This is a genomic window from Nocardioides segetis (assembly GCF_051390595.1).
Classification (GTDB): domain Bacteria; phylum Actinomycetota; class Actinomycetes; order Propionibacteriales; family Nocardioidaceae; genus Nocardioides.
Genome location: NZ_JBNINR010000045.1, coordinates 1 through 550, shown reverse-complemented (window position 1 = coordinate 550; position 550 = coordinate 1). Strand labels below are relative to the sequence as shown.

At 68.2% G+C, this 550-nt stretch carries 1 pseudogene; it reads right to left on the bottom strand.

Annotated features, from left to right (window positions below):
* Nucleotides 1–296, bottom strand: a pseudogene (locus ACPZVR_RS25435) (hypothetical protein); the annotation flags it as partial.
* Nucleotides 297–550 lie beyond the last annotated feature (254 nt).

The window sequence follows — 550 nt, the reverse complement described above, 5'->3', positions numbered from 1 at the left end:
ATGACCCGCCCGACATACGCCTTTCCGCCGTCGGGGGTGCGGCCGAGGACGGCGATGAGCTCCATCAACGCGAACTCGGACACCAGCGGTGCACCGGGACCGGCGATCGGGACCCCGGTGTCGAGGTAGCCCTCGGTGAGGGTCGCGACCCCCTCGGGACCGGTGATCATGTGGTCGCTCGCCCAGGCGGTGATGTCTTCCCATTCCTCGACGAGCAGTGCCTCGCGGGACCGGATCCGCTCACCCACACGCGACAGCAGAGCTGCTGTCGACGAGGTGCGGGTTCCGAGATCCATGACTGGATACTCCCACCCACCCACGACACAACCCGAGCGTCGCAAACCCGCCTGTGCACAAGGGAAACCACCTCGACCGAGGCACCGGAAAAACAGACGTCTCGCCCAGTGGGAGATGAGCCCGTGACACCTACGGCAGGTCAGCGACCCGCACCGACCTGCCGCACGTGTCACCGGCGCACGCCAGGCCCCATGCGACCGTCGCCAACCGCAGCCGGCAACCCAACCCAGCCACGCTGCCGGCCTTCCCCGTC